This is a genomic window from Marinobacter sp. ELB17 (assembly GCF_000169375.1).
Lineage (GTDB): Bacteria > Pseudomonadota > Gammaproteobacteria > Pseudomonadales > Oleiphilaceae > Marinobacter.
The window spans coordinates 297,682-312,011 of sequence record NZ_AAXY01000003.1; the positions used below are offsets into that span (position 1 = coordinate 297,682).

Genomic DNA, 14,330 nt, shown 5'->3' on the forward strand with positions numbered 1-14,330 from the left:
TTTTCAACGGCGGATTGTGTGGCCGAACTGAAACCGATTAACGTTCTGGTAAGCCTCGGCCCAAGCCAAAGCAGCGATTGCAGGTAGTGGTTTTGTATAGAAAAAACCCTGAGCCTGCTCACAACCCATGTCAATCAGTTTGTCCTGCATGGCCTGATTTTCAATGCCTTCTGCCACTACCCGGCGCTTGAAGTTCTTTGACAGGCTGATGATGGATTTTACGATCATCTCATCGCCCGCATTGGTGAGCATGTCGCTAACAAACGAACGGTCGATCTTGATTTCCTGCGCCGGCAGGCGGCGAAAGTGGTCCAGCGAGGAATAGCCGGTACCAAAATCATCCAGAGATACTTGCACGCCCAGATCCCGGCACTTCAACAGAATGCTCATGATTTTTCCTGGATCGTCCAAGGCAGTGGTTTCCAGCAGTTCAATAATCAGGCGCGAACGTATATCTGGATCGCAACCCTGCAAAGCCGCCTGCAAATCCTCTACCAACATATCGCTAAGAAGGTGCGTGGGGCTCAGGTTGATACTCAGTGAATAAGGCAACCCCAGCTGTTTCCAGTGCTGCAGTTTGGCCACCGCATCCGCGATGACAAACCGGCCCACTGCTGCGGCATATTCTGTGTGCTCCAGTTGTGGCAAAAAGCTGATCGGCCCGAGTAACCCCTTTTCTGGATGATTCCAGCGGATCAAGGCCTCGAAGCCTTCCACCTGATCGCTAGCCAGAACAATTTTGGGTTGCAGATACATTTCAAACTGGCTTTCGCCCAATGCTTTGGCGGTCTGCTCCAGAATCCGCACGCGCTCAGCGCGGTTCACATGTGTCTCAAAATCAAAAATACTGTAGCGATTGCGACCGGCATCTTTTGCCGCGTACATGGCCTGATCGGCATGCCTCAAGAGCAGATCCGGTGCGGACGGGTCCCGTGGGTATAAGGTGACACCCATACTGGCCGCCAGATCAAGCGTAAGGTCTTGGTGGCTTATCGGGCGCCGAATCGCTTCGAGCATACGCTCATAAACCGCGTTATTTTCGACATCGCGGATAATCGCTACAAACTCGTCGCCACCCAGGCGGGCGATAATGTCGCATTCACGAAGAACATGTTGAAGCCGCGCAGCAACGGTTTTTAAAACCGCATCGCCTACTGAATGGCCGTAGTCGTCGTTTATCCCTTTAAAACCGTCCAGATCGATAAAGCAGATGGACAGGGCACTTTGGCGCTGGTCCGCGAATGTCAGCTCCTGTTCAAACAGTTCGGTTAACCGCCTGCGATTGGGCAAACCCGTCAAAGAATCGAAATTTGCCGCCTGTTCAAGACCCTTCTGGTGCTCCTGCCGCTCCTGGTACATGCGTTTGCGCTCAATCAACTGGCCCACCGTCTGCAACAGCGGTTTAAGCTCGATGGCCAATTTGTTGGTATACCCCTCCTGGCGGTTGGCGAGCCCCACCAAACCAACGCGGTTATCGCCGGAAAATATGGGAATGCCCATGTAGCGGGTAATCTGCGGGTGGCCGGGTGGCAATTCCCCAGCTTGGCTATCGCTTTCAAACCCGTCACTTATCAACACGTCATCTGACAGCATTGATGTATCGATCAGGTTATTCAGCCGTTCGAACAACAAACCCCTTGTTTTGCGCTGCTGAGAGCGATCTGCTGATTCCGGGCTCCACGAAATATCGGTTATGGCGCCTACGCGTAGATAAGGGTTATTGTCGCTATTGGTCAACACCTCGCCGATAAATCCAAACTGGCTGTCAGTCAGCACCAGCAGATCGCTTAACAAAATTTCAAACACGGCGTCCTGATCATCATCTGTGTGGAAAGTGTTCTGGGCCCGCTGAATGGCGCGGTTCAACCGCGACACTGGAACCTGCTTCTGATACTGCGACGCGTGGTAAAAACGTTCCACTTCATCTTCAATCAGGCTGGCAAGCGTTCTTAACACATCCAACTCGTGTTCCGGAATGTCACGCGGTTTGTGATCCATAATGCACAGAGTGCCCATTTTGAACCCACCGGGCTCCCGCACGGGCATACCGGCATAAAACCGAATGTGTGATTCACCCGTCACCATAGGGTTATTGCAAAAACGTTCATCTTTGGAGGCGTCCGCGACGACGAACACCGAATCCTGTCTGATGGCGTGGTCGCAAAAAGCGATGGATCGCGGTGTCTCTTTTAAGTCCAGGCCGCGCTTGGATTTGAACCATTGCCGCTTCTCATCCAGCAGTGAAAATAGGGCAATAGGCGTATTGTAGTAGCGCCGCGCCAAGTTAATCAGGCGATCGAAGCGTTCTTCTGACCCCGTGTCCATGATCGCCAGTCGCTCAAGTGCGGTGAGGCGGCGTTTTTCTCGATTTACTGGGTCCATAAGCTTCTTACCATAGCGCCGGGTAGATAATTCTGCGGCCATCTAAATCGACCGCTATGTAATATTGCGACTGAACCCGATACGCGGTTTAAGGCGCTCTCGGCGTCAAGCATTCGCTCTGAGCACTTATCCACAGACTGTTTGCCATGCGCCGTGATACTGACCGAGCTCTCGGCAGGCGCCAACGAGCCATTGACCATACCATGAACTTCACAGTTTGAACTTTGGGTAAGCTGATCCATACGGCACACTTCGCAGCCTCCAATGCAAAGCCACGACCATACTCACCGGCGCGCGCAGCATTAATTGCGATAGATTTGCTTGCTTTTTACATGGGCATAGATCCGCTGTCGGACAAGGGTAACGAGTTCATGACGAAATTATGCGGCAATGTCGCAGGTCGACCGGAGCCCAGATCAGTCGTTGGGCTAATCGTTGCTGCTTATCGATCTGACACAGAAACTACAGAAACTACAGCAGGCCTGCATAGGAATTGGTGTACCCGTCGATGAAACCGGCGGCAATCCGGCTTCGAGACAGCGTCAAGAAGGCTGGTTTTCGGGTCTTATTTTGGGTAGCGGCGGTTTATGCTTGGTCGATCTGCGAGTTTAAACTCTTGAAAAACAGCACTTTCAGCGACTTTCTTTTATCCCCTATGACACATCCAAGCTAGAGCCTGGCGCTGGCAGAAGGGGATAGCAACGTACACAAACTTGTGACGCAGCGAAAATCTAAGATACGGCCTGCAGCTTAGCGATGGTTTTTTGCGCCAACGGTGACAAATCTGCGCCTTCACTGTTGGCATAAGCGATCACCTGCTGCTTCATGCTGCGAGCCCAGAACTTCTGCAGGTGCCCGGCGGCAACGTCGGTCACCTGGTCGTCGTCACCGTGGTGCAGGTTGTTGGCAATAATCTGGTCGATCATTTTGATCAGGTTGGTTAATTGCGGGTCACTCACAAAGTATTCTCCTGAGCAGTGTCATCGCTGCGGGCGTAGACGACGTGGCGGCCCGGGCGGGCAAAGCCAATAAGGTTCATGCCGCTTTCGCGGGCTTCTCGGATAGCAAGAGCCGTTGGCGCGGATACCGCCACCAACGTGCTGATGCCAACGCTGGCGCTTTTCTGCACCATTTCAAAACTGGCGCGGCTGGAGATCAACGCAAAACCCTTGTCAAAAGCCTGATCGCCACCCTCACGCAGGCGGGCCCCGATCAACTTATCCAACGCGTTATGGCGGCCAACATCTTCTCTTGCCTGAACAATCTGCCCGCTGCTATCGCACCAGGCCGCCCCGTGGGTGGCGCCGGTTTTCAGCTGCAATGGCTGGTGATTTTTCAAGCTATGAAGCGCCGCTTGAACCGCTTCGTCTGCGGGCAACGGCTGTGCCGAAACCCGGGCAATAGTCCGCGCCACGTGGGCCAAAGATTCGGTGCCACAAAGCCCGCAACCGGTGCGGCCCACCATGTTACGGCGCTGCTCGCGCAAGCGCGCATAACAGTCGCCCGCTAGGTGCATGTCTATTTCAACACCGTCTTGCGTGGGTTTTATTTCGATGCTGAACAGCTGCTCTGGCTTTTCAAGAATACCCTCACTGATGCTGAAACCCAGAGCAAAGTCTTCCAGGTCACAGGGCGACGCCATCATCACCGCATGGGACACGCCGTTGTACACCATGGCCACCGGCACTTCTTCGGCGACCCAGTCTTGGCCTGGCGCCCTTTCAATGCCACCACGCACGTTCACCACAGCCGCGCTCACCGGTGCAGGGCATTCACCGGTGAGCGCGGCTGTGGCGTCAGGCGATCCGTTATTTGAGGGCGCTTGCATGGGCATCACTCGAATGCTCCTCAGCCGGTTTTGCAAAGTCCTGCTGGCGTTTGTCGAAGTCAACAAAGTTACGCTGCCAGTCAGATGGCTGGGACACTTTTTCTACCTGCACGGCGGTCACCTTGTATTCCGGGCAGTTGGTGGCCCAATCCGAGTTGTCGGTGGTGATTACGTTGGCACCACTGCCCGGGTGGTGGAAGGTGGTGAAGACCACGCCCGGTAACATGCGGGTGCTAAGCTTCGCCCGCAGCACGGTGTGGCCTACGCGGCTGCTGATACCCAGCCAGTCGCCTTCTTTTACACCACGCAATTCGGCATCACTGGGGTGCAGTTCCAGCAGGTCTTCCTCGTGCCAGTCGCTATTAGCGGTACGCCGGGTTTGTGCGCCTACGTTGTACTGCGACAATATGCGCCCGGTGGTCAGCAGCAGCGGGAAGCGGCGGCTGGCGCGTTCTTCGGTGGCCAGGTATTCGGTCACTGCAAAGCGGCCCTTTCCAATGGGGAAGTCCAGAGTGTGCATGGTGGGCGTGCCATCCGGATGTTCATCATTACACGGCCACTGAATGCTGCCCAGCCGTTCCAGCTTGTCGTAATTCACGCCGGTGAATGACGGCGTCAACAAGGCGATTTCGTCCATGATTTCAGACGGATGATTGTAATTCATCGGATAGCCCAGGGCATTCGATAAGGCCATGGTGACTTCCCAGTCTTCCATGCCGGCAATCGGCTCCATCACTTTGCGCACGCGATTGATGCGGCGCTCGGCGTTGGTAAAGGTGCCGTTCTTCTCCAGAAAGGTGGAACCCGGCAGCAACACGTGAGCAAACTTGGCGGTTTCGTTCAGGAAAATATCCTGCACAATCAGGCAGTCCAGTGCTTTTAAAGCGGCTTCCACATGGTGGGTGTTGGGGTCTGATTGGGCGATGTCTTCACCCTGCACATACAACGCCTTGAAGGTACCGGCGATGGCGGCGTCAAACATGTTGGGAATGCGCAGCCCGGGCTCGTGGTCAATTTCCACACCCCACACCGCCTTAAAGCGTTCTCTCACTTCCGGGTCACTTACGTGCTGGTAACCCGGCAATTCGTGGGGGAAAGACCCCATATCGCAGGAGCCCTGCACGTTGTTCTGGCCCCGCAGCGGGTTCACACCGCCGCCTTCGCGGCCGATGTTACCGGTGGCCAGCGCCAGGTTGGCTATGCCCATCACCATAGTAGAGCCCTGGCTGTGCTCGGTAACGCCCAGGCCATAGTAAATCGCGCCATTTTCGGCTTCGGCGTAAATTCGCGCCGCTTCCCGAACCTTGGCAGCCGGTACGCCGGTAACTTCTTCCATGGCTTCCGGTGAGTTACGCGCCTCGGCAATAAAGGTGCGCCAGGCGTTGTAGGCTTCCGTATCGCAACGGCTGTTTATAAACTCTTTGTCTTCCAAGCCCTCGGTTATCACCACATGGGCCATAGCGTTTACCATGGCCACGTTAGTGCCGGGACGCAGCGGTAAGTGCAGACCTTCGTCGGCATGGGGTGTTTTCAAAACGTCGATGCGGCGTGGATCAATCACCACCAGCTTGGCGCCCTGGCGCAAGCGCCGGCGCATCAGCGAACCAAACACCGGGTGGGCGTCAGTGGGGTTGGCACCAATCACCACAATGGCGTTGGCTTTCATTACTGAATCAAACGTCTGGGTACCGGCGGATTCGCCCAACGTGGTTTTTAAGCCGTAACCGGTGGGGGAATGGCACACTCGCGCGCAGGTGTCGGTGTTGTTGTTGCCGAACGCCGCCCGCACCAGCTTTTGCACCAGATAGGTTTCTTCGTTGGTGCAGCGTGAAGAGGTAATGCCACCAATGCTTTCACGGCCGAACTCGGTCTGAATGCCTCTAAGCTTTTTGGCGGAAAACGCCAATGCTTCGTCCCAGGACACCACTTGCCACGGATCGTTTATTGATTCGCGAATCATCGGTTCTTTGATGCGATCTTTATGGGTGGCGTAGCCAAAAGCAAAACGGCCTTTCACACAAGAGTGGCCGTGGTTCGCCTCGCCGCCTTTGTAGGGCACCATGCGCACCACTTCTTCGCCTTTCATTTCGGCTTTGAACGAGCAACCCACGCCACAGTAGGCGCAGGTGGTGATCACGCTGTGTTCCGGCTGACCGGCGTCGATCACGCTCTTTTCCATCAGCGTGGAGGTGGGGCAAGCTTGCACACAAGCGCCACAAGACACGCATTCGGAATCCATAAACGGCTCGTTCTGGCTGGCAGAGACGATTGAATCAAAACCGCGACCTTCGATGGTCAGCGCAAACGTGCCTTGCACTTCTTCACAGGCGCGCACGCAGCGTGAACACACGATGCACTTGCTGGGGTCGAAACTGAAATACGGGTTTGAATCGTCAATTTCTGCATCCAGATGGTTCTTACCATCAAAACCGTAACGCACTTCCCGCAGGCCCACAGCACCGGCCACGTCCTGCAATTCGCAGTCACCGTTGGCCGGACACGTCAGGCAGTCCAGCGGGTGGTCAGAGATGTACAGCTCCATGATATTGCGACGCAATTTTGCCAGCTTTCCGGTCTGGGTGGTCACGTCCATGCCTTCAGACACCGGCGTGGTGCACGAAGCCGGGTAGCCACGGCGACCTTCGATTTCTACCGCGCACAGGCGGCAAGAGCCAAAAGGCTCCAGGTTGTCAGAGGCGCACAGCTTTGGAATGTTGATGCCAGCCAGCGCCGCCGCCCGAAGTACCGAGGTGCCTTCGGGTACGGCTATCTCGCGACCGTCGATAGATACCGTCACCAGGTTTTCGGAAACCCTGGCCGGAGTACCAAAATCAAAATCGGGGTTCAGAATACTTTTACCGGCTTCGTAGCTTTGGGTGCCTGGGTCATAATAATTCAACATGTCATGCCTCCACTGGGCGCGGGCTGGCCATCAAGTCTTCGGGAAAGTGTTTCATCACGCTTTGTACCGGGAAGGGCGTCATGCCGCCCATGGCACACAGAGAGCCGTCCACCATGGTTTCGCACAGTTCCTGCAGCAACACCAGGTTGTCATCGCGGTGTTCGCCGGCACGTATGCGGTCAATCACTTCCACGCCGCGCACTGAGCCAATTCGGCAAGGCGTGCACTTGCCACAGGATTCTACGGCACAGAACTCCATGGCAAAACGGGCCTGCTCGCCCATGTCCACTGTGTCATCAAACGCCACTACACCGCCGTGGCCAATGCCTGCGCCCAATTTGGCGAAAGCTTCGTAATCCATGGGCGTATCCCACTGACTTTCCGGCAAATACGCCATTAACGGGCCGCCTACCTGCACCGCCCTCATGGGCCGGCCAGTAAAGGTACCGCCGCCAAAATCTTCCAGCACTTTGCGTAAACTTGCGCCGAAGGCCAGTTCAATCAGGCCTCCGTGTTTGATGTTGCCCGCCAGTTGAATGGGCAGGGTGCCCAAAGAGCGGCCCATGCCGTAGTCTGCATAGGCTTTGCCGCCGTGGGCCATGATGTAGGGCACGGCGGCCAGAGACAGCACGTTGTTCACGACTGTAGGCTGACCAAAAAGACCCTTTATGGCAGGTAGTGGCGGCTTTGAGCGAACCAGCCCGCGCTTGCCTTCCAGGCTTTCCAGCAGCGAGGTTTCTTCGCCGCAAATATACGCGCCGGCGCCCAAGCGAACTTCCAGACGGAAGCTACGGCCGTTACCGCAGACGTTATCGCCCAAATAACCGAGTACTTCGGCTCTGCGGATGGCTTCGTCCAGCATCTTTTGCGACAGCAGGTATTCCGAGCGCACGTAAATAAAGCCCAGAGTGGCACCGACCGCCAAGCCGGCAATAGTCATGCCTTCTATCAGCATGTAGGGGTCGCACTCCATCACCAGGCGATCGGCGAAGGTACCGGAATCGCCCTCATCGGCGTTGCACACCACGTATTTCTGCTGGTTTTGGGGCTCGTCCAGCACGGTCTGCCATTTTATGCCGGCCGGGAAAGCGGCGCCGCCACGGCCGCGCAGGCCAGACGCTTTTACTTCATCCACAATGCCCTGAGTGGTCAGCGCAGCTGCTTTTTTCAGGCCGGCAAAACCGCCGTGGGCAATATAGTCTTCAATACAAATCGGGTCGGTAATACCAATGCGGGCAAACGTCAGGCGTTGTTGTTGTTGTAAGTACGAGTGCTGGGAAATGTCCCCCAGAAACAGCGGGTGTTCGGGGTTACCGTCAAACAAACCGGCGGCCACCAGCTCATCCACCTGCTCCGGTTCCACCGGACCATAAGCTACGCGGCCAAAAGGGGTTTGTACTTCCACCAAGGGTTCCAGCCAGAACAGACCACGGGAGCCGTTGCGTACCAGGTGAAGTTCAGTATTTTTCTGGGCTGCCGCCTGTTGAAGCTTCTGCACTACGCGGTCTGCGCCCAAAGATAAGGCGGTGGTATCGCAGGGCACATAAATTGTTGTTGTCATGGAGTTTGCTCCTGCCTTTATTTTAGCTGAAGAACAGACGTTGTCAGGGCGTCTACCAGCTGGTCGAATTTCTGCGGCGTCACGCGGCCGATAATGTCATTGTTCACACGAATAGACGGGCCACAGGCGCAGTTGCCCAGGCAATACACCGGCACAAGAGTGAACTCGTTGTCGGCAGTGGTATCGTGATAGCCCACACTCAGGCGTTCCTGAACATGACGCTCAAGAGCGCGCCCGCCGCGAGCCTGGCAAGCTTCGGCACGGCATACCTCCAGCAGATTGCTGCCGGACGGGTGAGTGCGGAAATGGTGGTAAAAGCTGATGACACCGTGAATATCGGCGCGGGTCTGCTGCAACATTTCCGCAATAATGGGTACAGCGTCTTCCGGCACATAACCAACGCGGTCTTGTATAGCGTGCAGAATGGGTAAAAGCGCACCAGGTTTGTGCTGGAGGGCAGCGATTTCCTGGCGAATAATCTCAGGGCTCCAATCGCCTGCCACAGGCATGGACATAACCGCCGCCTTTGGGTCGGCTGTCTCTGACATATGCATAATTGTTCCTACCTGTTTTTATTTTGGTACAGTAGTCGATCACTCAACAGTGCCTAAACTAGCACTCTGCCCTAACCTACGGAATATGAATAAAATTGCATAACAAAAAACTGAATATCTCACCCGCCTGGATTTTCCGTACCGCCAACGGCGAACTGTTTGAGCCGGTGCTGTTCCGCCTGCTTGAAGGCATTCGCGACACCGGTAAACTTACCGCAGCCGCTACAAAGGCCGGCATTTCCTATCGCCACGCCTGGAACCTGCTTAACCGTGGCGGCCATATTATTGGCTTGCCACTGGTCATCATGCGCAAAGGCCAAGGCTCCCAACTGTCCCCCCTGGGCGAAAAACTGCTGTGGGCAGAGCATCGGGTCGACGCGCGCTTAGGGCCGCAAATAGACAGCATGACTGCCGAGCTGAATGACCAGATTCAACAACTGCTGGCCAACACAAAACCAACGCTGCGCCTGCACGCCAGCCACGGTTATGCAGTGGCGCTGTTGCCCGAAGTGGCAGAACAGCTGAACATAAACCTTCAATATCGTAATCCTGCGGAAGCGATTTCCGCGCTCAATCGCGGTGAATGCGACATCGCCAGCTTCCACCTGCCTACTTGTCCGCAGTTGGCTCGCCAAATTTTAAGCCACTACCGGGATTTACTCAGCGACGGCAGCCATCGACTGATTCGTTTTGTGACCAGACGCGAAGGCCTGATGCTGCGCAAAGGCGAACATCAACAGGTGCGCAGCCTGAAAGACTTCAGCGAATCCGGGTTGCGCTTTATCAGCCGCGACCTGCATTCCGGTACCCGTATCCTGTTCAATCTGCTGCTAGAACAGCAAGGGTTAGATGCAAACAGTGTTAACCGCAGTGGCCAGCAGGAATTCACCCACACCGCAGTGGCGGCGTTTGTGGCCTCCGGCATGGCCGATGTGGGCTTTGGTGTGCAGGCCGCAGCCGAACAGTTCGGCCTAGACTTTTTGGAACTGGCCTGCGAGCACTATCTGCTGATCTATCGTCCAGAGCACCTGTCGCAAAGCGCGCTTGACCACCTGATTGAGCTACTTCGTGCGCCCGAACTGCTTGAGCGCATCGACAGCGTTCCAGGCTATCAGCCCGACCAGCCCGGCCAGATTGCCGGCTTTGACGAGCTGATCGCTTCCGACCAATAACCTGGAACCGGCCGGCCCTGCTCGTTAAAACAACGCCGCCGCTTTGGCCAGAGCAATGTACAGGCCGATCAGGAACGGTATACCCACCGCCATCCAAGCCAGCACACCGGTAATCCCGAAAGCTCCGCGGGCGGCGGTTTGGGAGTGAGACGATACACCGCTGTCGCGCTGCAACCTACGCTCGCCTTCCAGCTCTGCGTCGGTCATGTGCAGTGAATGGTCTACCGGCTTGATCAAGCTGTTACAGATCAGACCCACTACCAGCAACCCCGCCATAATGTACAGCGTGCGGTCGTACACCAGCGCAGGCTCTATTCCAGCCTCTAGCTGCACCTCGCGAATCAACGCGATAATCACCGGCCCAACAAGCCCTGCTGCCGTCCAGGCGGTTAACAGCCGGCCATGAATCGCACCCACCATTTGAGTGCCAAAAATATCGGCCAGATACGCGGGTACCGTGGCGAAACCACCGCCATACATACTCAAGATCACGCAAATGGAAATGACGAACATGCCCGCCATACCCAGGTGTCCCCAGGTGGGCAACAGGCAGTACATGGCAATGCCGAGAACAAAGAAGACGAGATAGGTGTTTTTGCGACCAAGCTTGTCCGACAGCGATGCCCAGAACAGGCGACCAACGCTATTAAACAGACTGATCAGGCCAACCAGCCCGGCAGCTGCTGCCACAACGGCTGTTTTCTGCGCGGCAGTGAGCGCCACTGCAGAGTCTTTAATGCCCACAAGAGCGCCGCCGAAAACATCCTGCAGCATGGGGCTGGCCATGGAAATCACCGCAATACCCGCTGTTACGTTCAGAAACAGCACGCTCCAGATCATCCAGAACTGATGGGTTTTCCAGGCTTTGCTGAGGTGTACATGGCCGTGAGTGATCATGGCATTGGCTTGTTTACCCTGGGGTGGCTCCCAACCCGTTGGCTTCCAACCATTGGGTGGCACGCGAAAGCCCAGAGCGCCGGCCATCATCACAAAAAAGTAGATGATGCCCATCACCATCAACGTGCTGGCAACACCCTTGCCACTGTCCGCAGAAAAATAGCCCATCAGCCAAACCGCCAGTGGAGCACCCACCATGGCACCACCGCCATAACCCATAATTGCAAAGCCGGTCGCCATGCCGCGGCGGTCGGGAAACCATTTAATCAGCGTAGACACCGGAGTGATGTAACCCAAACCCTGGCCAATACCACCCAGCACACCGCAGCCCAGATACAGCAACCAAAGCTGATGGGTCATCACACCTACGCCGCCCAGAATCATGCCTCCGCCCCAGCATACCGCTGCGATGGCGCCGGCTTTACGCGGGCCGGCGTGTTCCAGCCAGGCACCCCACACCGCGGCCGAAATGCCCAGCATGGCTATAAAAATACCGAAGGTGTAAGTCACGTGGCTGACAGCCCAGTTGCAGGACGTAGTCGTCATTGCCTGAAGTATGCCGATATCGGCGCAGGCCACAGGGTCTGCAGCCGTCACCAAATTGGCCATAGGCAGCCAAAACACCGAAAAGCCATAGGCCATGCCGATGCAAAGATGAATCGCTAGCGCCGCAGTGGGCACCAGCCAACGATTGAAATTGGGGCCTGCAACCGTGTTTTCACGGTCAAAAAAAACGGGTTTGGAGCGCGCCTCGTCGCCGTTTTGTAAACGGTCTTGTGCTATGCCGTCCATCAATCACCTCTATTTTGTTGTTGTCATTTTGTTATTTTTCACAGCTTAAAACTGATCACCCAGCAGTAATATATGCACACGTAGACATATATTACTGACTGATAAGTAAGCGGGGCTGAGTATTAATGTGATTATTTAGATAGTCAAACAACAAATAGGCATTTAACGTATGAATTTTTATGCATATATACACCTCTCGGCAACCTTCCTTTAGCACCCAACAACAACGCCTGCACGCAGTCTGCTACAACGGAGGCGCAGATGATTGAACCCAGCCGGCAAAGCCTGCGACATACCCGGCGCAACCCGCTTCAACTCTACTTGTTAACCGTGCCGGCTATGGGCAGACTTACAGCAGGCCAACGCGACCCTGTTGCTTAGCCTTGCTTGCCATTCTTGATGTGGAGTTGTGATGGACCCGATGCTCACCCTAGTGGGTGCCCTGATGCTGGTTATCAGCATTGTTTTAAGCCCGCTGTCTAGCCGGGTGGGCATGCCTGTGCTGCTGATTTTTCTAGTGGTCGGCATGATGATGGGCGAAGACGGGCCAGGCGGCATACGTTTTGATGATTACCAGCTGGCGTTTCTGATCGCCAATCTGGCCCTGGGCGTTATTCTGCTAGACGGTGGTATGCGCACCCGTGCTGAAACCTTCCGTGTTGGCCTGCGCCCTGCTCTGGTATTGGCTACCCTCGGTGTTTTTCTAACCGCTGCCGGCGCAGCCGTAGTCGCCTGGTGGGTGTTTGATTTGCACTGGATGCTGGCGCTACTGATTGGCGCCATTATCTCGTCTACCGATGCTGCAGTGGTGTTCTCGATGCTGCAAGGCAGCGGCATTCATCTTAACGAGCGTGTCAGCGCCACGTTGGAAATCGAGTCTGGCAGCAACGACCCCATGGCCATTTTCCTGACGTTGCTGATGGTCACGCTGATTGGCAACGCAGGTGAGAACAACGTTGGCCCCGCCCTGCGGTTACTGGTGGAACAGTTTGGCATTGGCAGCATTGCCGGATTAATCGGTGGCGTCGCCGTCGTCGCGTTGGCCAATCGGATGCGCCTGGCGCCGCCGCTTTACCCACTGCTGGTAGCCGCCGGTGGTATTGCGGTATTTTCCGCCACCAACGCTTTGGGCGGCAGTGGCTTTTTGGCGATTTACCTGACCGGTGTGGTGATTGGTAACCGGCCTGTACGAATGATGCCGATGATTCTGCAGGTGCACGACGGTCTGGCCTGGCTGGCGCAGCTGTGCCTGTTTCTTATGCTTGGGCTTTTGGTGGCCCCGTCGGAGTTACTGCCTCTGGCGGGCGGAGGCCTGATATTGGCGCTGGCACTCATTTTCGTGATTCGGCCGCTGACCGTAATGGCCACACTCTGGCCATTTGGCTTCAACCGCCGTGAGCTGGGTTTTATCAGCTGGGTAGGCCTGCGCGGTGCGGTGCCTATTGTGCTGGCATTGTTCCCCATTATTGCCGGCCTGCCAGACGCGCAACTGGTGTTCCACGCCGCCTTTTTTATCGTGCTGGTGTCATTGCTGGTTCAGGGCACCACCATGGCACCTTTGGCGCGCTGGCTGAAACTGGAAGTACCCGCCGACAACGCCCCGTTTCGCCGTTTTCCGCTAGACGCTCCGGCCGCCGGCGATCATGAACTAATGCTGTTCCCACTGCGGGGCAAAAACTGGGAACTGCCGCGGCGCCTGGACCAGCTCAAGCTTCCAGATAACACAGCGGTGGCCGGCGTATTCCGAAACCAATTGTGCCTACAGTCACAAGCCGATCTTGAAGTGATTCAGGGCGACGTTATCGCCGTATTTTCCACGCCAGGCGTTTTACCGGAGCTGAACAAATCCCTCAGCGGTGCCTACACTTCCAGCCACTTGGCCGAACGTGCGTTCTTTGGCGACTTTGTGCTGAACGGCGACGCTCTGCTGGGCGATGTAGAGCAGGTTTACGGCATTGAATTTGATGAACTGCCGCCAGACTTGTCACTCGCTGAATGCTTTGCCCAACGTACTAAGGGCCGCCCGGTTATTGGCGACCTGGTAGCTCTGGGGCCGGTTACGCTGGTGGTGCGTTCAATGAACGGCGACACCGTTGCCAAGGTAGGCCTGAAAATGGACGCCCAGCAAAACGCAGCCGAGGCAAAACATAACAACACCAAAGATGACAAAACCCATTAACAACTGCACCTTTAGTCATGATATAAACATTCTGAATTAACTTTAATCATTGGTAATTCGGTT

9 protein-coding genes are annotated in these 14,330 nt (G+C 55.7%); 2 read left to right on the forward strand and 7 right to left on the reverse strand.

Annotated elements, in window-relative coordinates; genetic code table 11:
• Positions 1-3: 3 nt before the first annotated feature.
• The 6 genes from MELB17_RS06030 to MELB17_RS06055 all read right to left on the reverse strand — a co-directional run bounded on the left by MELB17_RS06030 (position 4) and on the right by MELB17_RS06055 (position 9,221).
• A complete protein-coding gene (locus tag MELB17_RS06030; RefSeq protein WP_007349275.1) occupies positions 4-2,424 on the reverse strand; it encodes an EAL domain-containing protein in 2,421 nt (806 codons plus the stop codon).
• 689 nt (positions 2,425-3,113) lie between these two features.
• The gene (locus MELB17_RS06035; protein WP_007349276.1) at positions 3,114-3,341 is read right to left on the reverse strand and encodes a formate dehydrogenase subunit delta; all 228 of its coding nucleotides are present in this window, start codon (positions 3,339-3,341) and stop codon (positions 3,114-3,116) included.
• Positions 3,338-4,216, reverse strand: coding sequence for a formate dehydrogenase accessory sulfurtransferase FdhD (gene fdhD / locus MELB17_RS06040; protein ID WP_007349277.1), 879 nt, complete (start codon positions 4,214-4,216; stop codon positions 3,338-3,340). Before fdhD ends, MELB17_RS06035 begins: the two co-directional genes overlap by 4 nt.
• On the reverse strand, positions 4,191-7,112 hold the full coding sequence (fdhF, locus tag MELB17_RS06045) for a formate dehydrogenase subunit alpha (protein ID WP_007349278.1): 2,922 nt from the start codon (positions 7,110-7,112) through the stop codon (positions 4,191-4,193). The genes fdhD and fdhF overlap by 26 nt, the downstream gene beginning before the upstream one ends.
• A gap of 1 nt (position 7,113) precedes the next feature.
• A complete protein-coding gene (locus MELB17_RS06050) occupies positions 7,114-8,673 on the reverse strand; it encodes a formate dehydrogenase beta subunit (protein WP_007349279.1) in 1,560 nt (519 codons plus the stop codon).
• Between the two features lie 17 nt (positions 8,674-8,690).
• Positions 8,691-9,221: a formate dehydrogenase subunit gamma gene (locus MELB17_RS06055; RefSeq protein WP_036183804.1), complete on the reverse strand. Its 531-nt coding sequence runs from the start codon at positions 9,219-9,221 to the stop codon at positions 8,691-8,693.
• Positions 9,222-9,322: 101 nt separating this feature from the next.
• On the opposite strand from MELB17_RS06055, the gene MELB17_RS06060 reads away from it, so the two are divergent.
• Positions 9,323-10,399 (forward strand): substrate-binding domain-containing protein, encoded by a 1,077-nt coding sequence (locus tag MELB17_RS06060; protein WP_007349281.1) that lies wholly within the window; start codon positions 9,323-9,325, stop codon positions 10,397-10,399.
• 24 nt (positions 10,400-10,423) lie between these two features.
• Here the strand turns inward: MELB17_RS06060 and MELB17_RS06065 are convergent, their stop codons facing one another.
• Complete coding sequence (locus MELB17_RS06065) at positions 10,424-12,088, reverse strand: OFA family MFS transporter (protein ID WP_007349282.1); 1,665 nt, start codon at positions 12,086-12,088, stop codon at positions 10,424-10,426.
• Positions 12,089-12,500: 412 nt separating this feature from the next.
• Here MELB17_RS06065 and MELB17_RS06070 point away from each other — a divergent pair, with 412 nt between their 5' ends.
• On the forward strand, positions 12,501-14,267 hold the full coding sequence (locus tag MELB17_RS06070) for a potassium/proton antiporter (protein WP_007349283.1): 1,767 nt from the start codon (positions 12,501-12,503) through the stop codon (positions 14,265-14,267).
• Positions 14,268-14,330: the final 63 nt, after the last annotated feature.